The organism is Enterococcus sp. AZ103 (assembly GCF_051714685.1).
In the GTDB taxonomy this organism is placed as follows: Bacteria; Bacillota; Bacilli; order Lactobacillales; family Enterococcaceae; genus Enterococcus_A; species Enterococcus_A alishanensis.
Window position 1 is genome coordinate 2,613,181 of sequence record NZ_JBIOSI010000001.1, and the last position, 21,939, is coordinate 2,635,119.

The window sequence follows — 21,939 nt, forward strand, 5'->3', positions numbered from 1 at the left end:
ACGACTACATAAAATCTAGTAATAAATTTGCGGTAATATCATCCGTAATTAAAATATTGATTAAGCCACCAGAAATCGCTGCATGAATACTTTCAACCTTATCATGACCACCACAGACACCAATCACTTTTGGTATTTTTTTCAAATCGTCTAATGGTAACGAAATCACTCGTTGATTCCAGTTACAGTCTACTAATGCACCTTGCTTGTCAATAAAATTGTAACAAATATCTCCAACAATATCCGTTCGTTTTATATCCTCAGCCAATTCATTGTTTTTTTCAGTCAAATAAATTTTAGTCATCGTTGAATATACTGGTGAACCACCGATTCCAACAACCGCAATATCCGCTGCTGCTGCTTTAGTGAATACCTTTTTAATAAAGGATTGATTCATAAAAACTTCTTTCGCTTCTTTTGTGTCTGTCGTAATCGGTGCATGCAAAGCTAAATATTGACCACCACTTTTTTGACCTAATATTTCACAGACGGTATTGGCTTGAATCGCACTATGTTGCTGACCCAATCCACCTGCCAAAGGAACAAAAGTCACTGATGATAATTTATTTTTCGAGTAAAAATTCAGCGCCATTTCATGCACAGTGTTGCCAGCTGACACGCCAACAATTTGGTTTGGCTGAATGACACGAGTTAGATATTTTGCTGCAGCTACGCCTAATTTTTTAATTAATTGCTCGGGTTCTTTTGAATCTACGCAAATCACTTCGTCTAAATTGTAGCGTCTTTTTATTTTGTCCTCGATATTTTTATGGGGATGAATCATTTCGTCATGAATAATAATTTCAACTAATCCCAATTCTCTTGCTTTTGTAAGATATTTTGAAACAAGCGAGCGGCTGATATTATATTTTTTGGCAATATCAGCTTGTTTCGCTCCCTCGTCGTAATACATTGTGGCAATGCCAACTAATAAATGCATATCTTGTGAATAGCTCATAATTCCCCTCCGAATTTTCCTTTTTATTAATACTCTTTATTTTACAAGAAAAATTAGTGAAAATGTATGGTTTTCACAATCAACCACATTTTTTAATCAAATGTACTATCTTGTAATTTTCTTAATTGATAAACTGTCGTTGATTCATCCAATACAACATCTTCTTCAGTAATAAACGTTCCCGCTTTAATTGGTCGACGGGCAATCACATTTCCAGAAATCAAACCAATTGGAATATGACCATCTTTCTTCATATCAACATGAGTTTCCAATACGCCACGAACACAGAATCCACCGATGCCATCTAGTTTTTCACCTTCAGCAATATCCTTTTTCGTTACAGCTACAGTTTCTGAAACTGGTGCGCCTAGCGGTACAATAGCATGATCATTTCTTAAAACTGCTTTTGCGATTGTAATCGGTGTTTCTAAACTTGCTAAGTGATATGGTCGATATAAAATATGATGATCCCGATCACCTCTCTTCATTAAGTAACTTAACTCATGACGGACGCCTTCATTTTGTCCTTTCACAATGACAAAGACTCCTGGTGCCAACCCATCAACATATTCTACTACGCCATATTGACTTAAGACACCTCCATTTTCTTTCAAATCTAAATCTTTAATAACCGAGTCTACATCTCCTGCTAGTCCATGCATTCCTACTTTATCCGGTACAAATCCGATCGCATTTGATAGTAAATTCATTTCTGCCATTGTTTTTGTACCATCTTGGAAGGCTGCCAACATATGTGAAGCCATTTGTTTCTTATCTGCTTCTGCTTGAGCAGTATCTGGATTTGCACCAACATTTAATTTATTATTTTTACCTTTACCAGCTACTAAAACTTCCATTCCCATTGATTTAGCAAATTCAAAAAGCTCGGTTGTTGCTGCGGGTTCATCTCCATCAGAACCGGTATAAACTAAATCAGCTGCTTGATAAAGCTTATGCATCAATGGCCCAATGGTGATATCAATTTCAACATTTAATAGAACCAATTGTTTTTTGGCGATCAACGTTTCCAAAGCAATTTTTGCCCCAACTTCTGGTACACCCGTCGCATCTACAATCACTTCAACGTTTAGCGAATGAATGACTTCTTTAAAATCGGTAGTTACTAACACTTTATTTTTGATATCTGATGAAGCTAAATACGCATCGGCTGCCTTTTGAGCAAATTCTTGGCGAATATCACTCACGCCAGTGACTGCCATTCCTGGGATCGTTGCAATTTGTGCAATCATGCCATAACCCATTTGTCCTGCACCGATTACCCCGACTTTGATTGGATTTTCTTCTACTTGTCTTTGTAACAACTGTTGATAAATTGTCATACTGTTATCGCTCCTTCTCTTTTGTTATTACACGTAACATATGATACACAAACAATCATAAAGCGCTTTATTTTAAAAGTCAATGAGTAAATTCATATTTTTTCTAATTGTAATGTAACATAATTTCCGATTTATTCACAAATATCACATATGTTCCAATATGTGAATTATGATAAAATTCCGTTGACATTGATTTCAAAAAAATTTAAGATTTTGTTTATACAAGCGCTTACATAGAAAAAAGAGGAGGAAGACTATGGCTAACTATGCTGGTTTAATTATTTTATTAGTGCTTTGTTGGGGAATACAGATTGGCATGTCATATTTTCAGCATAAAAATTATCATCATATGTTGAATCAAATTAAGCATCGATCTGATGGTTACTTAGGTGTGGGCGTCGCCAAAGCAAAATTTAAAATGGGAAAAGGTGTAATTTCTCTACTTGTGGCGGATGAACACGGTACGATTTTAGACTATCGCGAAATGTCTGGTTATACCGTTTTTGCTCGATTCAAACAAAAAGAACGATTGATAGGAAAAAATGTCAATGAAACAATGACGGCTTTAAAGGGGAAACAAAGAATCAGAGCTTTTCAACAAGCCTTTGATTTAATCAATCAAGAAATAATGAAAGCGGAGGGAATCTAATGGACTTTTTAGTAAAGATTGCAGAAGGATTTATCGGAATTTTTAATGCAGGTGGGGAAAACTTAGTTGGTTTAATTACTGGGATTTTGCCTACCTTGATGGTCTTATTAACATTTGTAAATGCTCTTATAGCTTTAATTGGAGAAGAACGGGTAACGAATTTCGCTCAATTTTGTACTAAAAATATTGTCTTACGCTACTCCCTATTCCCACTATTGGCGGTCTTTTTCATGACCAATCCGATGTGTTATTCCTTCGGACGTTTCTTAAAAGAAAAACAAAAACCAGCTTTTTACGACTCAGCGGTTTCATTAGTTCACCCAATTACTGGTCTATTTCCCCATGCGAATGCTGGAGAATTATTTGTTTGGACGGGTATTTCATCTGGGATTACTACTTTAGGTTTGTCAACAATGCCTTTAGCCGTTCGCTATTTTCTTGTAGGCTTAATCGTCATTCTAATTCGTGGTATTTGTACAGAAACATTAACTAAAATTATGTGGAAAGAACCGGCAGAAGCCTAGATGGAGGACAAAACTATGTATAGAAAAATCTTTGTAGGTCGTGGAAATAATGGCTGGGGACCTGGCTTTGAATTAAAACCTGAAGGAAAAAAAATAAAAATAGCCTCTGTAACTGGTGGTGGGATTCATCCAGTTGCTGAAAAAATTGCTGAACTATCCGGCGGAGAAGCCGTCGATGGCTTTAAGACTTCGATTCCTGAAGATGAGATGATGTGTGCTGTAATTGACTGTGGTGGGACTGCACGGATTGGCGTTTATCCCATGAAACGGGTGCCAACCGTGGATGTTCTGCCTTCCTCCCCTTCTGGACCTCTGGCAAAACATATCACAGAAGATATTTTTGTTTCTGGAGTGAAGCCAGAAAATATTCGGATCGTGGAAGAATCTGATGAAGTTAGTGTAGAACCAGTAGTAGCTCCTGAAGAAAATGAAGAAAACTTTCAAGATAAATATGCGCAGGCAAAAGTCGATGTCAAAGAGAAAAAAGCAGCTACGCAAAAGCAAGGTGGGATTTTCGGCTTAATTAATAAAATTGGTCGTGTCGTAGGACAGTTTGTCGGTGTTTTTTATCAAGCTGGGCGAGATACTTTAGACATGGTTATCAAAAATATCTTACCTTTTATGACTTTTGTAAGTATGTTAGTAGGTTTGATTAATTACACTGGTATCGGTAACTTTATTGCGACAGGTGTCCGACCTTTAGCAAATAATATTGTTGGGATGGTCATTTTATCCTTAATCTGTACAATTCCAATCTTATCACCAGTATTAGGACCTGGAGCTGTTATTGCTCAAGTTGTTGGTGTACTTTTAGGCGTAGAAATTGGTAAAGGTTCGATTGCTCCTGCTATGGCTTTACCAGCATTGTTTGCGATTAATTCCCAAGCTGGTGCAGATTTTGTTCCTGTTGGTTTAACTCTTTCTGAAGCAGAACCTTATACAGTTGAAATTGGTGTACCAGCTGTACTTTTCTCAAGGCTTTTGACGGGTCCCCTTTCTGTTTTAATTGCTTGGCTATTTAGTTTTGGACTATATAAATAAAAATATTTTTTGAACTCCACGAAGGATAATTCCTTTCTGGAGTTTTTTTTGTTGTTAAATCAATGATGCTAAGAATATTTGCTAGTAAAACCTCCTCTTTCATTTACAATTAAACTAAGCAAGGGGTGAAAATATGTTAGGGAATATTTTAAAAATGCGTAGAAATGAATTGCAGCTGACGCAACAACAAGTTGCTGATTATTTGTTTGTCTCTAGACAAACAGTTTCCAGTTGGGAAACTGAAAATAGCTTTCCGGATGTGCCTACTCTAATTAAAATCAGTGATTATTATCAAATGTCATTGGATGCGTTAATGAAAGGAGATGAGAAGTATATGAAAAAGCTTAAACAAGATGTTACCTTATTTAACTTAGTTCAACAAGGGGTTTTTATTAGCATCATTTCTTTTACTGTTATCATTGGCTCGATTGCCGGCTTTATTAATGTTATTCGTCAAACAGAAATTTTTGAAGCGATTATCCTAGTAATCCCTCTTCAATTAGCCCAACTTATTTTTCTTTTCTGGATCACCATTTATTATAAAGAGGATTTTTATCAACCAGTATCAAAAATAAAACTACTCATCAGTCAAAGAATGATTCAAGGAATAATTTTTCTTAGCTTTTTAGTTGTTTTCACTTTGTTAGTTATTTATTTTTTGGCTGCTTTTGGTATCATTAAAATCTAAAACTACTTGATCTCAACCGAAAAACAAGCAGCCAGCTTGAATAACACAAACTGACTGCTTATTTTAAATTGCTAACATTTTTGCTAATGTTACTAATACAGCATTTTCATCATTGCTCAAGTTCACTTGATAATTTGCGGCAGCTTTAGTCTCAGTGAATGCATTTTTCACAGCAAAGCTATAGTCGGATTCGGCAAACAATTCTATATCATTTAAACCATCTCCAAATGCCATTGTTTCGGATTTTGAAATACCTAACAATTTTTGCAATTCTTGAACTGTCGTGCCCTTATGGACATTTAGCTGAGCAATATCTATCCAGCGAGGTTCAGAAGCCACAAAATATGCTTGATCTTGATACTGTTCTAAAAGCTTAACCGTTTCAAAAGTACGTAGCTGATTATCCAAAACCGTAATTTTTATGAAATCATCACTTATTTGATCATACTTGTCAACAAATTTCACTACTTGGTACGACCCATTTACAAAAAATAAGTCAGCTTCCGGCGTATCTTTTAAGATAAAAGCGGCTTCTTCAGTGCAAGCGATAATTGTCTGATGTGGGATCTGTTGTAGCTTCTCAATCATTTTAAGACCGACTCTATTTGGCAACAAATCTTGATAAACAATTTTCCCTTGATGCTTGATTCGAGTTGCACTGTCTCCTAAAATCCATAAGTCTTCAAAGCCTACATTCACAAAAAGTTCCTCAACTCTTTCAGCTTGTTTTCCAGTCACGGGTGCAAAAATAATTCCCTTTTCTTGCATCATTTTACGCACTTTCAAATATAACTTCTCATCAAACAGACTTTGACTATTTAAAAATGTGCCATCTAAATCGGTTAAAACCAACTTAATCATTACTCAAATCCTCACCGTTTGTGGTAATCACTTTTTTATACCAGTCGAAAGATTTCTTCTTACTGCGTTTTAGACTGCCGTTGCCGTCATTATCACGGTCTACATAGATGAAACCATAACGTTTTTTCATCTCGCCAGTTCCAGCTGAAACCAAATCAATACAGCCCCAAGTTGTATATCCTAAAAGATCAACTCCATCTAACTCGACAGCGTCTTTCATTGCTTGTAAATGTTCAGCCAAATAATTTATCCGATAATCGTCTTCAACATAGCCATTTTCATCTGGTGTATCAACAGCTCCTAAACCATTCTCTACAATAAATAATGGTTTTTGATAGCGATCATATAAGTCATTTAAAGTAATTCTCAGCCCTAAAGGATCAATTTGCCAACCCCATTCACTAGCTTTTAAATAGGGATTTTTAATAGAAGCAAAAATATTTCCTTCAGTTTTTTCCAATAAATCAGGATCAGTGGTTGCCACTCGAGAAGAATAATAAGAAAAAGAAATAAAATCGACAGTATGATTTTTTAATAATTCTGCATCGCCATCGGCCATTTTAATTTCGATGCCGTTGCGTTCTAATTCTTTTATAGCATATGCTGGATATTCACCACGAGATTGAACATCAATAAAGAAATAATTTTCTCGATCATTTTTACGAGAAGCCCACACATCTTCCGGGTTACATGAGTACGGATAGTAAGCACCAGCGGCTAGCATACATCCCACTTTATTTTCCGGGTCAACTTCATGGGCAATTTTCGTTGCTATCGCTGAAGCAACTAATTCGTGATGGGCTGCTTGATATTTCACTTGTTCCTTGTTTTCTCCTGGTTCAAAGTAAAGTCCAGCTCCCATAAATGGCGCATGTAGAATCATATTGATTTCATTAAAAGTCAACCAATATTTAACCAAGCCTTTATATCGATTAAAAATCACCTGACATAAGTTTTCATAAAAACCAACTAATTCACGACTACGCCATGCGCCATATTTCTCAACTAAATGCATTGGACAGTCAAAATGAGTAATCGTCACTAGCGGTTCAATATTGTATTTATGACATTCTTTAAACAAGTCTTCATAAAATTTTAAGCCATCTTCATTTGGTTCGGTTTCATCACCTTTAGGAAAAATCCGACTCCAAGCAATCGATAAGCGATAAGTTTTAAATCCCATCTCACCAAATAAAGCAATGTCCTCTTTATAGCGATGATACATATCAATCGCATTTTTTGCTGGATAAAAATGGTCATCATCAAAATCAAACATTTTTTGCTCACCAGTAATGACCCCTATTCGATCTTTGCCAACTGGTGCTAAATCGACATTGGCAAGACCACGTCCACCTTGATCGTATCCTCCTTCACATTGATTAGCAGCTGTTGCGCCACCCCATAAAAAATCTTTTCTAAATGCCATGCATGATTCCTCCTAAGTTTTATACTTCTATTAAATCTAAATGACTAGCTACTTGATCCTGAACTTCGATTCCTTCTGCCATTAATTTTTCGATTGTTGCTTTAAAGTTTGGTAAATATTCTTTGTGGGCAATAAACAATTCATCCATTACTCGTTTGGCAGTTTTTCCTGACGGAATTAATGGATTAATCGTGAAGGCTTGCAAAACAGTATTATAATCACCTGTGACTGCAGCCTCAATTGTCAATAATTCCATTGCTTTCATCACTTGCAGCCAACCTCTTTCAGCTGTCGGTAATGTACCAAAGGCAACATTGCGTGCTCCTTGACCACCTACATAAGCAGTCACTTCAACAACACAATCCGCTGGTAAATCCGGAACAGCACCATCATTTTTAGTAGAAACGACCAATTGCGTGTTTTTATTGGCATAGATTGAAGCAATTGTTTCACAAGCTGCATCAGAGTAATACGCTCCACCCCGTTGCTGCAACTGCTCCGGTTTGTAATTTAGTGCTGGATCTTTGTAGAGTTCAAATAATTCAGTTTCTGTTTGCTTGACTTGTTGGGCGCGCGTACCAATTGTTTGATATTCTTCTAAAGCATGTTCCAGCATTTCTTCTTGACGATAGTAATACCGATGATAACCACAAGGAATCATTTTCATCTGTTCTAGCTGTTCATGATAAAAAGGAATATCGAAAATATTTTTCGGTAAGCCGTTGTCTTCTTCATACATTTTTTCAATGATATCCATCGTCACGTCATTGCCATGATTATCCGCAACTTTATGCCAGTGAAAATGATTTAACCCAGCAAATTTATAAATTAACTCATCTGGATTTTTCCCGATTAATGCTGGCTCAATCATCGTCGCCATCACAGGTACATTACATAAACCAATGACTTTTTCCCACTTAGCATAACGAACAATGGCTTCTGTCACCATGCCACTAGGATTGGCAAAATTAATCAACCAGGCATCTGGACAAAGCCGTTTCATATCTTCAACAATTTCCAGAATGATTGGCACAGTTCTTAACGCTTTAAAAATTCCACCTGGTCCGTTAGTCTCTTGTCCTAACATGCCATAATAAGCAGGGATTCTTTCATCCTTGATTCGTGCTTCCAATAAACCAACTCGAAATTGTGTGGTAACAAAATCAGCATCTTTTAAAGCTGCTTCGCGATCTAAAGTCAAATGGATTTTCACATCATATGGTGAAGCATCCCACATTCTTTGGGCCATTGCTCCGACAATCGCTAACTTTTCTTTTCCAGCTTCAATATCTACCAACCAAATCTCTGAAATTGGTAATTCCTCATATCTTTTGATAAAACCTTCCATTAATTCTGGGGTATAACTACTTCCGCCACCAATCGTGGCAATTTTTACACCTTGATTCATTAGCTCACTCCTTATAATTAATTTACAAATTTATTATCCTATCTGTAAAATATATTTACAATTCGTTTTGAGTTGATTCCAATACTATTTACAAATTTTATCTTTATATGCGGTATTATTTGTAAACGCTATTGCAAAACAGTAGTACTTTGCTTTAATATCATTTACAACAATACAAAAATATCGTAAATATTTTGGAGGGGAATATATGCTTATCCGTGAAAAAATGAAACAAATTCATTTTTCAACTGCTGAAGAGAATGTTATTAGGTTCCTATTACATTCTGACAGTCAGTTGAGAGACTTAACCGTTAAAGAAATTGCCGAAATCACTTATGTCCATCCATCCACATTAATTCGTGTCGCTAAAAAACTAAATTTTTCAGGTTGGTCGGCTTTAAAAGATGCTTTTTTAGCTGAATCCCACTATTTGAATACGTATTTCACTGATATTGATGCCAATTTACCGTTTTCGCCACAAGACGGCATTATGACAGTTGCTCATAAAATTGCTAGTCTAGAAAAAGACACAATCGCTGACAGCTTAAGTTTGCTCCATCATGATCAATTACAAAAAGCCCAACAATTATTGCTCAATGCCCGTACCATTAAGATTTTTGGAAGCAATGCCAATTTATTGATCGCTGAAGACTTCGCTTTAAAGATGCGCCGACTCAATCGAGCTGTTCGTGTAGTATCCACTATGAATGAACAATCTTATGAAGCACATAATACTCATCCCGATGATGTTTGCATTTTGATTTCATATACCGGTGAAAATGTCATGATGACTAAATTAGCTGAACTTTTTAATCAACAAAAAATTCCTTTTATTGCGTTAACAAGCATTGGTGAAAATACGCTTGCTGAAAAAGCTCAAGCTGTTTTGCACATAACAACCAGAGAAAGACTCTATTCAAAAATTGCAAACTATAGCATTAATAGTTCGATCAGTTTTTTATTAGATGTTTTATACAGCTGCGTCTTTGCTGAAGATTATGAAAAAAATCTTAATCACCTAATTTCCATCGGTGAACAAGTAGATATCAGAAAGTCCAGCTCAGATATTATGGCTGAACCTAACATTCAATATCGTGATTTTTTAAGACCAAATTAAAGAAAAGTCACTAGTTAAAGGACTTTTCTTTAATTATTGATTTACAATACCGCTGTTAATAGTTCGTCATTGTCGTTAATTTCTTTTTTATCTGATTCAACAATATCTAAATAATCAGCTGAGTTGGTAACGATTACAGGAGTTTCGACGGAATAACCAGCATTTCGAATTTCTTGAATATCAAAACTCACTAATTTGTCTCCACGTTTTACCTTGTCACCTTGTTTGACGTGATTTTCAAAGAAATTTCCATTTAATTGAACGGTGTCCATACCAATATGAATCAATAGTTCCATACCATGATCTGAAACTAAACCAATCGCATGTTTTGTCGGGAACATCGTCATAACTGTACCGTCAAATGGGGCAACGACTTCTCCTTTAGTTGGATGAATCACAACACCTCTACCTAAAATACCTTGGGCAAAAGCTTGATCACTTGCTGTATCTAGTGGCATTAACTGTCCTTCTAATGGAGAGGTAACAACTTCTTTCCGAATTTTTGCAGCATTTTCTGGTAATTCTTGATCAGCAACAACAGTTTTATCCTTCCAAAAAGCCATTGTTAAACCAAAACCAACGACTCCAGCGATACCAATCGCTATTAATGAAATCCACATGCCTCTAGCATTTCCATCTGGAGAAATGTAGTTAAAAATACCAAAAATTCCTAATCCACCTGATGTGAAGGCAGTCACTTGATTAATCATTAAAAACAGACCTGAAACAGCTCCGGCGATCATTGAGAAAACAAATGGCGTCTTTTTAGGTAAAGTAATCCCGTAAATTGCTGGCTCGGTTACACCGAACAAGCCTGAAATAATTGCTGGCGGGCATAAAGCTTTCAAATTTTTGTCTTTTAGCTTGAAGTACATAGCTAAAACAACGGCAGTTTGAGCAAAACTTGCGCCAAATGTACCTGTTAAAATCATACTTGATCCATTCATGGTTACTTGCATAATTGCTAATGGAACAATTGACCAATGTAAACCGAAGATAACCAGCACTTGCCAGAAGAAACCTAAAACCACACCATATAATGCTGGTGAGAAGGCCATCAATGCTTGGAAACCAGCACTTAAAAGATCAGTTAAAATTGAAATTACGGGTCCAATGACCAAAAAACCAATCGGTAAAGCAATTAAAAGAACTAAAAATGGTACAACGAAATTTTGTACAACAGTCGGAATAATCTTTTTCGCCAATTTTTGAATTTGGGCAGCAAAGGCAATAATAAAAATAACTGGTACAACACTACTAGTATAGTTTGCTCCTACCCATGGAATGCCAAAGAATCTCTCATATGCCGGTAATCCAAACAAGCTATATGGCGCAGCTGCATTTGCACCAGCAGCTTCAGTAAAGGCTGCCTGTAACGCTGTTCCTTGAACTGTTGGGTAACACATTGCAGCACCTACTACAATTCCCACCATTGGATTTAGTCCAAATTTTTTCGCTGCAGTGAAACCAAGAACTACTGGCATGAACATAAATATTGCGTCACCAATGGCATTTAACATCAAATAATTACCAGATGTCACCGTGTAGTTGAACCAGCCCAACGTTCCCAAAAATACTAACAAAGCATTTAAACCTTTAATCATCCCGGCCGCTGCTAAAGCACCTAAAAATGGTTGGAAACAACCACTTAAGATGTCGATTAAACGGTTAAAAATATTGCCATCACTTTTTGCGGCATCTTCAGATTCACCACTTATTCCAGCTACTGATTGCACATCTGCGTAGACATCAGGTACGTGATTACCGATGACTACTTGATACTGTCCGCCACTTTTCATGACAGTCACAACACCATCCGTATTTTTTAAAACTTCATCTTTGGCTTTATTTTCATCTTTCAATTTAAAGCGTAAACGGGTAATACAATGGGTCAGACTATTAATATTGTCACTTCCCCCAACATTATCGACGATCTTTTTTGCCAAATCTTCATATTTTCCCATCTTTTATCCTCCTCAAATAGTTTTTTGAACAAGTCTTGCAATATGAATTGTCAAATATAATTTTTCATCATTAGTCATTAAATACTGATATTTCTGATAAATAAATGTCGCAATTTTTTCCGTGCAATAATAAGCATTCTGATATTTCTTTTGGATCATCAATAATAATTCTTCGTCCGTTTCATCATTGAACTGTTTATTAGTTAAAATTCTTGAAGCAAAAAAGCGTAGATGCGTGGTAAAGCGATAAAAATAGACCGATTCTTCGTCAAATTGAACTTTAAAATAATAGCTGGTAATTTGAATGATTTCTTGCATCAATTCAGTTAATTCCTGGACGTTACCATTTTCAACATCGCTTTGTGCATTTACCAAATGCAAAGCAACATTTCCAGCTTCGTCATCTCCTAAATCAACTGAAAACAACTCTTTAACTTGGACAATCGCTTTCTTTCCCAATGCATATTCATCAGGAAAAAAACGTTTGATATCCCAAAGCAATAAATTTTTTAATTGGATTCCTTCTCTTCCTCTTTCAATCGCACCATGTAAATGATCCGTTAAAGACAAATATAGTGAATCGTTTAAGGGTTTATCTAATTTTTTCTTTGCCTCATCTATAATTTCAGTGGCCAACTCAACATAGATAAGAGGAACATTTTCTAATAATTCTTGAAACTTGTGAGATAAATTTTCATTATCTAGACGATAAATTTTATCAATCTCTTTACTAGAAATGACATCTCCGATTTTTTTTTTGAACGCTAAACCACGTCCCATTGCAACAACTTCATTATTATTTTGATCTGTTGTGATCACAACATTATTGTTTAGAATTTTTTGAATCTGCATGCTTAGATCCTCCATTTTCCTACTATCTGCAACAATAAATAATAAATAACCAACTCCTTATTTGTTATTTTTCATGACAGATGTGATATAAAATAAACACAAAAAATATTCATTTATTATTTTTTTGCAACAAAAAAACCCAATGAACGTACACAAAAAAGCGTACTTTCATCAGGTTTAGCTTGTACTTAAACAATCACTATCCATCAGTGGTCTATTTTCTTCAAAATCATCATAGCAAATTAAGAAAACGCTGTCAATGATTTTTTTTGTTCTTTTTTAGTTTTTTGATTAAAAGTCTTTGGAATTGTAAATGTTAGATTATTTTATAGTACTATTGTTAGCCAATTTAAAAGAATAATTACGTTTAAAATAAATTAAGAAGACTAATTTTCTATACTAAACTGAAAATATTATTTATTTCTTTTAAATTAGTTTTAATTTAAGGTGTATTTTCTGATTATTGATTTGTCAGCAGCTTTTAGTGCCATTAAAGCCGAAAAAATTCCTACCGGCTGGCAGGAATTTCTTTTTTATAATTCTTCACCGTTTGTCGCTATGACATTTTTATACCAGTCAAAGGATTTTTTCTTTCTTCTATTTCTTGTACCATGACCTTCATCGTCTTGATCAACATAAATGTAGCCATAACGTTTAGACATTTGTGAGGTTGAAGCACTGACAATATCAATACATCCCCACGAAGTGTAACCAAATAAGTCAACACCATCATGAATTGCCTCTTGTATCTGTTCAATATGTTGTTTTAAGTAATCAATTCGGTAATCGTCTTGAATGGTACCATCTTTTTCAATTTGATCAACAGCACCCAGACCATTTTCAGCAATAAATAATGGTTTTTGATAGCGATCATAGAGTTGATTTAAAGCAATTCTCAAACCTTTTGGATCAATTTGCCAACCCCACTCACTGCTAGGTAGATACGGATTTTTTATTCCGCCGGTAATCAAATTTCCTTCTGCATTTTCTAAATTTTCAGGATGAGCTGAGACAGCTGACGACATGTAGTAACTAAAAGAAATAAAATCTACTGGATACTGCCGCAATATTTCTTCATCACCAACTTCAGTCTCTAAAACAACCCCTTTTTCTTCAAACATTCTTTTTGTATAAGCAGGATAATAGCCCCGAGCTTGGACATCTGAGAAAAATAGAGAGGTTCTTTGACTTTCGACAGTTTTTTGAACATCATCTGGGTCACATGAATATGGAATCAATAATTGATAACTAATCATACAACCTACTTTTGAGTCAGGAATAATTTGATGACAAGCTTTAGTCGCCAGAGCACTTGCGATAAATTGATGATGTGCACCTTGATATTTAGCTTGTTCAATATTGGGATGATTTTCTTCGATCACACCAATGCTCACGTATGGATGGTGCTTCACACAATTAATTTCGTTAAAAGTCATCCAATATTTTACTTTATTCTTATATCGTTTAAAAACAGTTGTTGCAAATTTAACATAGAAATCAATTAACTGACGATTCGGCCAGCCACCATATTCGGTTGCCAAATGTAAAGGCATTTCATAATGGGACAAAGAAACGACCGGTTCAATACCGTATTTTAAAAGTTCATCAAACATTTTATCGTAGAAAGCTAGACCAGCTTCATTCGGCAAGTCCTCATATCCATTTGGAAATATTCGAGTCCAAGCAATCGATGTGCGGTAACATTTGAAGCCCATTTCTGCAAATAGCGCGATGTCTTCTTTGTAGTGATGATAAAAATCATTGCCGTTCCGTTTTGGATAATATTTTTTACTATCTGGATTTTGTGCCTCCGCCACTTGAGCATGTGTCATCAAATGCCATTGGTCTGTCCATTTTTCTTTTGGCAAACTACTGTCAAATGTATAAACATCTGAAACAGAAAGTCCTTTTCCGCCTTCGTCGAATCCACCTTCAACTTGATGAGCAGCTGTTGCACCGCCCCATAAAAAATCTTTCGGAAATTTTGTCATAGCTTTTCTCCTTATACTAAAAGTTCTGCAAATTGATCATTCAAAGGCAGACTTTGATTTTCATCTACAAATTCAATAGACCCAAATTTCGTACTGTTAGTGACCATTACCATAATTGTTGGATCATATCCGGCAGCTTGAACGGCTGCTAAATCAAAGCTTACCAATAATTCACCGGCTCTAATTGAATCATTTTCAGCAATTGAAGTTTTAAAATATTTTCCAGCCAAATTAACTGTATCAATACCAATATGGATTAAGATTTCAGCCCCTTCTGGTGTTATCATTCCTACTGCGTGTTTGGTGGGAAAAATAGAGGTAATGGTTCCAGCAACCGGGCTATAAACTTCTCCCCTAGTCGGAATGACAGCAAAACCTTCGCCCATTGCACCACTAGCAAAAGTTGGATCATTAACTTCAGTCAAAGCAATCGTTTTTCCTTGTGCAGGTTTTTCTAATACTAAGGCTTTTTCATTGGCTAAGATCAATTGGTCTTCTTCAGCGGCAACTTCATCTTTATAACCAAATAGGAAAGTTAAAATACATGAAACAAACATAGATAAGAAATAACTAGCGACTAGCCAAACAAAACCTTGACCAATATAGATTGGGAAAGACAAGATACTTCTTGTAGCGACAGCTAATGCGCCGGCACCAGCAGCACCTGCTACTCCACCAAAGATTGCACCAACACCGCAAGCAATATAAAATGGTTTTTTGTATTTTAAAGTAATCCCATAGACAGCTGGCTCAGTAATTCCAAATAATGCACTAATGAAAGATGAAATAGCTAAGCTTTTTACTTTTTTATCTTTAGCTTTGAAAAACACCCCTAAAACAGCCCCAGCTTGTGCGGCAACAGCTGTCATGCAACCAGGTCCTAAAGTATCTCGACCATAAAAGCTGATGTTATTCGTCATTACTGGCACCATACCCCAATGTAATCCGAAGATGACTAAGACTTGCCAGAATCCACCAATCACTGCACCAGATAAAATTGGACTGAAATTATAAACAGCTAAATACCCATTCGCAATTAATTCACTAGCCATATTTGCAATCGGACCAACCACCATTAACGTCAAAGGAACCATGACAATCAAGCAGATAAATGGGGTTAATAAATTTCTGACACTTTCATGGAGTCTAGGTCTAATTAGACGTTCTAAATGTGATAACACATAAACTGCCAAAATCGCTGGAATAACGGTGCTAGAATATCTTGCCAGCGAAACTGGTATGCCGATAAAATTTAACGCTGTTCCATCTGTAAAAGCTGTTGTAATTGATGGATATACTAACGCTGCGGCTAAAACCATGGCGATAAAGATATCTGTTTTGAATTTTTTTGCTGCAGTATAAGCTAAGAAAATTGGCAAGAAATAGAAGAAAGCATCTGCTGCAGCATTTAAAACAACATAAGTGCCACTTTCAATTGATAGCCAACCGACACTTGTTAACAAAGCCAAAACTCCTTTAATTAACCCACTACCTGCTAAAACACCTAAAGTTGGTGCAAAAACCGCAGCAATCATATCAATAAAACTATTTAAGATACTTTTCTTTTCTTTTTTTTCGGTTACTTCTGAGCTAGCAGTTCCGAGATTTGATATCTTAGTGATGGCTTCATAAACATCATTGACTGTGTTACCAATAACCACTTGGAACATTCCACCAGCTTCAACGACTGAAATGACACCGGTTAAATTTTCTATCTCAGCTTTTTTCGCTTTTTGCTGATCATTTAGCGTGAAACGTAATCTTGTGGCACAGTGATATAAATTACTGACATTTTCTTCTCCGCCAACATTTTTTAAAATATCTTTAGCCAATTGCTGATAATCCATTTTTGTTTCCCCCTTATAATTTGTATCCGTTTTCTATATCAATAGTATAAGAAGGAAAACCTTTTCATGCCATTCAAGATAAATCGTCACTAAAAAGGAAATTGACTGAACACTATTTTGTCGTTAGGATTTCACTGATTGCAGAAAAATCGGCTAGTATTTTGGGATTTTTAACATAGGATATATGGATCAAAGTTGAAATTTTTCTTTGCTGATAGATGATGGGTTCTTTTAAATGATATTCACGTATTTGAGACATACCACTTTCTTTTATTTCACAAGCAAATAAGATTTTTGAAGTAATAGGCACCAATACTAATTCACTAGAATTAGGTAATAATTGATGAATATTATCTATTTTTTTAGTAATATCTACCTGACTTTCTGCCCCATAGTATTTGGACAAAAAGTTTTTCTTATTTATTTCTTCTCGTTCACTAATAACGTGATAAAGCTCCGTGCTTAATTCATTCAGTTCTGCTTCTGATAAAACACTCGGAATAAAACTGAAGCCTGGATTCTCGAAAACTATTTCTTGTTCTGTGGTCAATAACACGCTGTAATCATGTTGTTCTTTTTTTGCTTCAAAAACATAAACTGGTTCAATTTGCACTTGGCGGATTTTTCGTTGTAAGCTATTCTCTATACTGCGTTTTAAAGCATTTAAAATACTCAAGGGCTGATTACTGACAATTAGCAAATTCCCCTCACTACGATAATTCTCTAATGCTTCTGCCAAATACAAGACTAAATAAGAAAGTTCAGCAAGATTCGGTCGCAAGTCAAAGTACAACGGAAAAAATCGACGCACTAAATAGGTTTCCAAAGGATAATTAGACAGTGTTTTTTGAGCGAAATGGTTTAACACATTGTGACCTGCCGCCATTCTAGTTGCCATCTGCTGAATATGGACTAGTAATGCATCGGGATTTTTAAAAAGTTGCTCAGTTGGTAGCTTTAAATAATCAATTAAAGCTGTTTCAAATTTTCGCAGTTTTTGTTTTAAAACTAAATTGTCGCCTTCGTTTAAATGTAAATAATTTAGTTCTAACAGACGATTTCCTAAAGCCGTTTGCTCATTATCGTCCAAAGAATAATCAAAAGTTTTATCTAAAAACAATGTTAGTTTGTCAATCACTGAAACTAAGAGATCATTTTGTTCTAACAATTCTAATTTTTTTTGATTCTTTCCTCTGACGACTGTCAAACTCACATAACGGGCATATCTTAAGAAATCTTCTCCAGAAACAATATAATTGGCCTCAATCAAAGCAGTTTGCATAAAGTTTTGAATCACTGATATTTTTTCTAACACTTCCATAATAAATGCTTCTGGTAATTTACTCTCGATTAGAACTGACTCAGTTCCCACCATTGAAGCAAAAATTCGTCGCATATTTTCACTACTATGAATTTTTAGCCCCTTGTGACTGGAAATCTCTAAATCTAAATGAACATTACGTTCTATCCAGCGTTGGATTGTTTTAATTTCATTTGAGATAGCTGTTTTTGATAGAAAAAAAAGATCAGCTAAGTGCTGCATACTGACGTAGTCTTCTTGAAATATTAAATAGATAATAATAGTTGATGCTCTAAAATTCATACTGGAATACATTTTATGTTTCTTTACTTCTGCTACGATTTGGGTTTGTAATTCTGGTGCTAGAAATAAAAGATGATAGCCATTACGTTTGTTACTTTCAATCTCTATATCATCTGGATAAAGTTCCAGCATGTTTTTAATTTCAGATTGTACCGTTTTTTTATTGGTGTGAATATGTTCAGCTAGCTTTTCACTAGTTAGCCAAGTATTGATATTGGCTAAGTAGACTAACAGTTCTAATTGCCGTTTTGTTAAATCCATTGAATGATCACCTCCATGCTTATTGTAGCAAAAAAGCTGTACTTAATAGTTTAAGTACAGCTAATTATTTTAAATGTTAATAGAAAGGTTAGCGCCATTTGTTTCAATCACTTGTTTGAAATAATCAAAGCTATCTTTTTTCAGCCGCTTGAAACTGCCACTGCCATCATTATGGCGATCGACATAAATAAAGCCATAACGTTTCTTCATTTCACCAGTTCCTGCTGAAACAATATCGATGGGTCCCCACCAAAGATAACCAATAACATCACAACCATCTTTAATTGCTTCTGCCATTTGTTCAATATGCATTTTTAAATAGCGCGCTCTTTCAACATCGTTGATTCTTTGATTTTCGTCAGGCGTTTCATCAATTCCCAAGCCATTTTCAACGATAAATAATGGTAGCTCATACCGATCAGTTAACTCATTCATAACATAGCGGAAACCTAGCGGATCAATTGGCCAATTCCAAGGTTCAGGAGATTTTTCAGTCAAGAAAGGATTATCAAAACCTTTTGCACCACCAGTGTCTACACGCATCTCAGCATCTTTACTGTAAACGGTACTACGATAATAACTAAATGCAACGTAGTCTGAAGTATACTCTGCTAATAAATCTAGATCCCCTGCAGCAATTTCTGGTGCACAGTCTTCTTCACGCCAAATCCTTTTGACATATCCAGGATAATGTCCACGACACATCACATCAGAATATAGATATGAATTGCGTTTAAATTCTAAGGCTCCAAAAACATTCTCAGGATTACAATCCACGGGATAAGTTGCTAAAGAAGAAAAACTACACATCACACCCATTAATGCATCAGGATCTGCTGCTTGCATCCTTTTTGTTGCTAATGCATTAGCGACAAATAAGTGATGAACCGCTTGAAAAATTTCTTTTTTAGTCAAAGTTGCAATTGGTTCTTTTGGATCTGTCGCCGGAAATTTGACTACACCTGCAGCAGCATAAGGCATCCGAAAAGCATTATTTATCTCATTAAAGGTCATCCAGTACTTTACTTTCCCTTTATAGCGATTGAAAATAACTGTCGCATAACGATCAAAAAAATCAATTAAACGTCTATCTTGCCAACCCCCATATTCTGCTACTAAAGCTAAGGGCGTTTCATAATGACTTAAAGTGAGCACTGGTTCCATGTGATATTTTAAAAGAGTCTCGATTAAGCGGTCATAAAAAAGTAGACCAGCTTCATTTGCCTCTTCTTCGTCACCTTTTGGAAAAATCCGTCCCCATGAAATGCTTGTACGAAAAGCTTTAAAACCCATTTCACTCATCATTTTAATGTCCTCTTCAAAACGATGGTAAAAATCTACCGCCTCGTGAGATAAAAAAGCGATATCTTCAGGTAAGTCCAACTCCCAAATTCCTTGGGCTTCATTCCATGAGATACTTGGATGCTGATTCATAATACCAACTAAAGTATCTGTTACATTAGGTAGTTTTCCATCCTCTAGCCAAGCTCCTTCTACTTGATTGGCAGCTACTGCACCACCCCATAAAAAATTTTCGGGAAATACATTGGTTTCTGTCATAATGACCCTCCTATATTTTCGAATCCGTTTTCTTAATATAAGCATATATTTATTGCCGTAAATTTGCCATACTAGAATTTTCCTATGTAAAAAAGAAATTTTGTGAACGAAAGAAAGTTAATTAGCCATTACCATTCTCAATTCTGTTACATAATGATCCTACTTTAACAGTCAAATACACTAATTTAACAATATTTCTCTTTTTTTGTAATTATTCTTAATTTAGTTTAACTTTTCTGGTATAATTTTAAAGTGAGAGCGATATCATAAAAAATAATACTTGAATCGCTCATCCCAAAAAACTTTATTTGTTAAAGGGGGAAAGATTGACCTTAGTTCTATCGTTTTTTGTGAAATACTTTACAATTGCTGTCGTAACAAATTAATCTTATTTTGGAAGTGAGGAATTTATTAATGACAAAGACAATTATTATCGGAGCGAACCATGCGGGAATTGCAGCTGCAAATACTTTATTGGACACTTATAAAGATCAAGAAGTCGTAATGATCGATCGCAACACAAACTTAAGTTATCTAGGTTGCGGAACTGCTTTATGGGTAGGTCGTCAAATTGATTCTTACGAAGGATTATTCTATACAAAGAAGGAAGATTTTGAAGCAAAAGGCGCTAGAATCATGATGGAAACTACGGTTGATCATATTGATTTTGATAAAAAAGAAGTTCATGCTTTAACTAAAGATGGCGAAAAAGTTGTTGAAACTTACGACAAACTAATTCTAGCAACTGGTTCTTTACCTATCTCACCGCAAGTTCCTGGTAAAGATTTAGAGAACATCCATTTCTTGAAACGTTTCCAAGACGGACAAGCTGTTGATGCGATTTTAGCAAATGATGATGTAGAAAATGTAGCTGTTATCGGAGCTGGTTATATCGGTGTTGAAATTGCCGAAGCTGCTAAACGACGTGGCAAAAATGTTCTATTATTTGATGCTGCTTCTCGCTCTTTACCAAACTACTATGACAAATGGTTCACAAATGACATGGATCAAGTTTTAACGAAACATGATATTCAATTACATTTTGATGAATTGGTTAACGAGTATAAAGGTGATGAAAAAGTTGAACGGATCGTTACTAAAGCGGGAGAATATCCAGTTGATTTAGTTATCAATGCAATTGGTTTCTTACCAAATAATGACTTAGCTAAAGATCATCTAAAATTATTTAAAAATGGCGCTTACTTAGTTGATCGTCATCAACAAACAAGTGATGAGAATGTTTATGCTGTTGGCGATTGTGCGACCGTTTATTCAAATGCCTTAAGAGATACAACTTATATTGCCTTAGCGACAAATGCTGTTCGTTCAGGGATTGTCGCTGCCCATAATATTGGCGGAACTCCTTTAGAATCGACTGGTGTTCAAGGTTCAAACGGTATTTCCATCTTTGGTTACAATATGGTTTCAACTGGCTTATCCGTTGAAGCTGCTGAAAAAAATGGCATGAAAGTAAAACATACTGACTTTGAAGACTTACAAAAACCTGGCTTTATGAAAGAAAACGATAAAGTGAAGATTCGAATCGTTTATGAAGAAGGTTCTCGTCGAGTAGTTGGTGCCCAACTTGCTTCAACTACTCCTGAAATTGCTATGGGTATTCATATGTTCTCATTAGCAATTGAAGAAGGTGTAACTATCGATAAATTAAAATTATTAGATATTTTCTTCTTGCCTCACTTCAATCAGCCATATAACTACATTACGATGGCTGCTTTAAGTGCTGAATAATTAAAGGTAAAGTGATAAGCGAAATCAATATTTTGCTTATCACTTTTTTTCTACATATTTTACACTCGCTGTTTTGTGCACAATTTAAGAGGCTCAACTG

General features: G+C 35.4%; 17 protein-coding genes. 6 read left to right on the forward strand and 11 right to left on the reverse strand.

What is annotated here, in order from left to right:
• Window positions 1–4: 4 nt before the first annotated feature.
• Both ID741_RS13070 and ID741_RS13075 read right to left on the reverse strand, forming a co-directional pair.
• Complete coding sequence (locus tag ID741_RS13070) at window positions 5–958, reverse strand: sugar-binding transcriptional regulator (protein WP_218324760.1); 954 nt, start codon at window positions 956–958, stop codon at window positions 5–7.
• A gap of 92 nt (window positions 959–1,050) precedes the next feature.
• The gene (locus ID741_RS13075) at window positions 1,051–2,298 is read right to left on the reverse strand and encodes an NAD(P)H-dependent oxidoreductase (protein ID WP_438720257.1); all 1,248 of its coding nucleotides are present in this window, start codon (window positions 2,296–2,298) and stop codon (window positions 1,051–1,053) included.
• 256 nt (window positions 2,299–2,554) lie between these two features.
• Between ID741_RS13075 and ID741_RS13080 the strand changes: the two genes are divergently transcribed.
• The 4 genes from ID741_RS13080 (at window position 2,555) to ID741_RS13095 (ending at window position 5,200) form a co-directional block, all read left to right on the forward strand.
• Window positions 2,555–2,947 (forward strand): transcriptional regulator GutM, encoded by a 393-nt coding sequence (locus ID741_RS13080; protein WP_218324758.1) that lies wholly within the window; start codon window positions 2,555–2,557, stop codon window positions 2,945–2,947.
• Window positions 2,947–3,471, forward strand: coding sequence for a PTS glucitol/sorbitol transporter subunit IIC (gene srlA / locus ID741_RS13085; protein ID WP_218324757.1), 525 nt, complete (start codon window positions 2,947–2,949; stop codon window positions 3,469–3,471). Before ID741_RS13080 ends, srlA begins: the two co-directional genes overlap by 1 nt.
• A 15-nt stretch (window positions 3,472–3,486) precedes the next feature.
• Complete coding sequence (gene srlE / locus ID741_RS13090; protein WP_438720258.1) at window positions 3,487–4,512, forward strand: PTS glucitol/sorbitol transporter subunit IIB; 1,026 nt, start codon at window positions 3,487–3,489, stop codon at window positions 4,510–4,512.
• A 133-nt stretch (window positions 4,513–4,645) separates the two neighbouring features.
• The gene (locus ID741_RS13095; protein ID WP_438720259.1) at window positions 4,646–5,200 is read left to right on the forward strand and encodes a helix-turn-helix transcriptional regulator; all 555 of its coding nucleotides are present in this window, start codon (window positions 4,646–4,648) and stop codon (window positions 5,198–5,200) included.
• A gap of 63 nt (window positions 5,201–5,263) precedes the next feature.
• Here the strand turns inward: ID741_RS13095 and ID741_RS13100 are convergent, their stop codons facing one another.
• The 3 genes from ID741_RS13100 to ID741_RS13110 are packed head-to-tail and all read right to left on the reverse strand — an operon-like array spanning window position 5,264 to window position 8,895.
• Window positions 5,264–6,061 (reverse strand): HAD family hydrolase, encoded by a 798-nt coding sequence (locus ID741_RS13100; protein ID WP_438720260.1) that lies wholly within the window; start codon window positions 6,059–6,061, stop codon window positions 5,264–5,266.
• On the reverse strand, window positions 6,054–7,487 hold the full coding sequence (locus ID741_RS13105; RefSeq protein ID WP_218324753.1) for a 6-phospho-beta-glucosidase: 1,434 nt from the start codon (window positions 7,485–7,487) through the stop codon (window positions 6,054–6,056). Before ID741_RS13105 ends, ID741_RS13100 begins: the two co-directional genes overlap by 8 nt.
• Before the next feature lie 19 nt (window positions 7,488–7,506).
• Entirely contained in the window at window positions 7,507–8,895 is a 1,389-nt protein-coding gene (locus ID741_RS13110; protein WP_438720261.1) for a 6-phospho-beta-glucosidase, read from the reverse strand.
• A gap of 208 nt (window positions 8,896–9,103) precedes the next feature.
• Here ID741_RS13110 and ID741_RS13115 point away from each other — a divergent pair, with 208 nt between their 5' ends.
• The gene (locus tag ID741_RS13115) at window positions 9,104–10,012 is read left to right on the forward strand and encodes a MurR/RpiR family transcriptional regulator (RefSeq protein WP_218324751.1); all 909 of its coding nucleotides are present in this window, start codon (window positions 9,104–9,106) and stop codon (window positions 10,010–10,012) included.
• 41 nt (window positions 10,013–10,053) lie between these two features.
• Here the strand turns inward: ID741_RS13115 and ID741_RS13120 are convergent, their stop codons facing one another.
• The 6 genes from ID741_RS13120 to ID741_RS13145 all read right to left on the reverse strand — a co-directional run bounded on the left by ID741_RS13120 (window position 10,054) and on the right by ID741_RS13145 (window position 20,090).
• Complete coding sequence (locus ID741_RS13120) at window positions 10,054–11,976, reverse strand: beta-glucoside-specific PTS transporter subunit IIABC (protein WP_218324750.1); 1,923 nt, start codon at window positions 11,974–11,976, stop codon at window positions 10,054–10,056.
• A 12-nt stretch (window positions 11,977–11,988) separates the two neighbouring features.
• A complete protein-coding gene (gene licT, locus ID741_RS13125; protein ID WP_218324749.1) occupies window positions 11,989–12,828 on the reverse strand; it encodes a BglG family transcription antiterminator LicT in 840 nt (279 codons plus the stop codon).
• A gap of 533 nt (window positions 12,829–13,361) precedes the next feature.
• Window positions 13,362–14,819, reverse strand: coding sequence for a glycoside hydrolase family 1 protein (locus tag ID741_RS13130; RefSeq protein WP_438720262.1), 1,458 nt, complete (start codon window positions 14,817–14,819; stop codon window positions 13,362–13,364).
• A gap of 11 nt (window positions 14,820–14,830) precedes the next feature.
• The gene (locus ID741_RS13135; protein ID WP_438720263.1) at window positions 14,831–16,666 is read right to left on the reverse strand and encodes a beta-glucoside-specific PTS transporter subunit IIABC; all 1,836 of its coding nucleotides are present in this window, start codon (window positions 16,664–16,666) and stop codon (window positions 14,831–14,833) included.
• 112 nt (window positions 16,667–16,778) lie between these two features.
• Complete coding sequence (locus tag ID741_RS13140; protein ID WP_218324746.1) at window positions 16,779–18,530, reverse strand: helix-turn-helix domain-containing protein; 1,752 nt, start codon at window positions 18,528–18,530, stop codon at window positions 16,779–16,781.
• 69 nt (window positions 18,531–18,599) lie between these two features.
• On the reverse strand, window positions 18,600–20,090 hold the full coding sequence (locus ID741_RS13145; RefSeq protein WP_438720264.1) for a glycoside hydrolase family 1 protein: 1,491 nt from the start codon (window positions 20,088–20,090) through the stop codon (window positions 18,600–18,602).
• Between the two features lie 414 nt (window positions 20,091–20,504).
• Between ID741_RS13145 and nox the strand changes: the two genes are divergently transcribed.
• A complete protein-coding gene (nox, locus tag ID741_RS13150; protein ID WP_218324744.1) occupies window positions 20,505–21,839 on the forward strand; it encodes a H2O-forming NADH oxidase in 1,335 nt (444 codons plus the stop codon).
• Window positions 21,840–21,939: the final 100 nt, after the last annotated feature.

Excerpts from the sequence above, each read along its gene's own strand:
- srlE (WP_438720258.1), top strand. The coding sequence starts at position 3,487 with ATGTATAGAAAAATCTTTGTAGGTCGTGGAAATAATGGCTGGGGACCT.
- ID741_RS13110 (WP_438720261.1), bottom strand. The coding sequence starts at position 8,895 with ATGAATCAAGGTGTAAAAATTGCCACGATTGGTGGCGGAAGTAGTTAT.
- licT (WP_218324749.1), bottom strand. The coding sequence starts at position 12,828 with ATGCAGATTCAAAAAATTCTAAACAATAATGTTGTGATCACAACAGAT.
- ID741_RS13130 (WP_438720262.1), bottom strand. The coding sequence starts at position 14,819 with ATGACAAAATTTCCGAAAGATTTTTTATGGGGCGGTGCAACAGCTGCT.
- ID741_RS13075 (WP_438720257.1), bottom strand. The coding sequence starts at position 2,298 with ATGACAATTTATCAACAGTTGTTACAAAGACAAGTAGAAGAAAATCCA.
- ID741_RS13120 (WP_218324750.1), bottom strand. The coding sequence starts at position 11,976 with ATGGGAAAATATGAAGATTTGGCAAAAAAGATCGTCGATAATGTTGGG.
- ID741_RS13105 (WP_218324753.1), bottom strand. The coding sequence starts at position 7,487 with ATGGCATTTAGAAAAGATTTTTTATGGGGTGGCGCAACAGCTGCTAAT.
- ID741_RS13140 (WP_218324746.1), bottom strand. The coding sequence starts at position 18,530 with ATGGATTTAACAAAACGGCAATTAGAACTGTTAGTCTACTTAGCCAAT.
- ID741_RS13100 (WP_438720260.1), bottom strand. The coding sequence starts at position 6,061 with ATGATTAAGTTGGTTTTAACCGATTTAGATGGCACATTTTTAAATAGT.
- nox (WP_218324744.1), top strand. The coding sequence starts at position 20,505 with ATGACAAAGACAATTATTATCGGAGCGAACCATGCGGGAATTGCAGCT.
- ID741_RS13080 (WP_218324758.1), top strand. The coding sequence starts at position 2,555 with ATGGCTAACTATGCTGGTTTAATTATTTTATTAGTGCTTTGTTGGGGA.
- ID741_RS13135 (WP_438720263.1), bottom strand. The coding sequence starts at position 16,666 with ATGGATTATCAGCAATTGGCTAAAGATATTTTAAAAAATGTTGGCGGA.
- ID741_RS13070 (WP_218324760.1), bottom strand. The coding sequence starts at position 958 with ATGAGCTATTCACAAGATATGCATTTATTAGTTGGCATTGCCACAATG.
- srlA (WP_218324757.1), top strand. The coding sequence starts at position 2,947 with ATGGACTTTTTAGTAAAGATTGCAGAAGGATTTATCGGAATTTTTAAT.
- ID741_RS13145 (WP_438720264.1), bottom strand. The coding sequence starts at position 20,090 with ATGACAGAAACCAATGTATTTCCCGAAAATTTTTTATGGGGTGGTGCA.
- ID741_RS13115 (WP_218324751.1), top strand. The coding sequence starts at position 9,104 with ATGCTTATCCGTGAAAAAATGAAACAAATTCATTTTTCAACTGCTGAA.
- ID741_RS13095 (WP_438720259.1), top strand. The coding sequence starts at position 4,646 with ATGTTAGGGAATATTTTAAAAATGCGTAGAAATGAATTGCAGCTGACG.